Origin of the sequence: Colwellia sp. BRX10-9, assembly GCF_014077405.1 — a bacterium.
Classification (GTDB): Bacteria; Pseudomonadota; Gammaproteobacteria; order Enterobacterales; family Alteromonadaceae; genus Colwellia_A.
Genome location: NZ_JACGVV010000103.1, coordinates 1 through 527, shown reverse-complemented (window position 1 = coordinate 527; position 527 = coordinate 1). Strand labels below are relative to the sequence as shown.

The window sequence follows — 527 nt, the reverse complement described above, 5'->3', positions numbered from 1 at the left end:
TGTGTGTATTCCAGATAGACTTTTATAAAGCAGAGTGAGATATGTTTAAAAACAGCAAATTATTTTTTGGATTCATGCTAATCGGATCTTCTTTATGGCTTGGTCTCTTAACCTTTAAAATTGCAGGGAACTTAAATGCTGGTAATTGGCCAATAACTCCGGCGATTATCATGTCATCGGATATCAAGAGAGTTGAACATAAAGATGAACGCTATATTCTAGATATAAAATACCAATATGAGATTGATGGTAATAGTTATATTGGAAAAGAAATTTCCAATATGAATCAGCTTTACAATTTTAAAGAGGCGAATGAGAAATTAAAGCTTTATAAAGAAAACTCATTAGTTGAGGCTATTTATAATAGGGAGAACCCAACAATTGTTTATCTAGATGTAACTGTTAATTATATTTTGTATATCTTATCAGTAGTTTCGTTTGTAATGGCCATATTCTCTTTGGCTAATTTAATCAGACTGTTCAAAAATACTGGTGTTCAAGGCATATAACAAGTTACTTAAACGGAC

At 30.9% G+C, this 527-nt stretch carries 1 protein-coding gene; it reads left to right on the top strand.

What is annotated here, in order from left to right; genetic code table 11:
• Positions 1-41: 41 nt before the first annotated feature.
• Complete coding sequence (locus tag H4J69_RS19650) at positions 42-509, top strand: DUF3592 domain-containing protein (RefSeq protein ID WP_182169385.1); 468 nt, start codon at positions 42-44, stop codon at positions 507-509.
• The last annotated feature ends 18 nt before the right edge of the window (positions 510-527 follow it).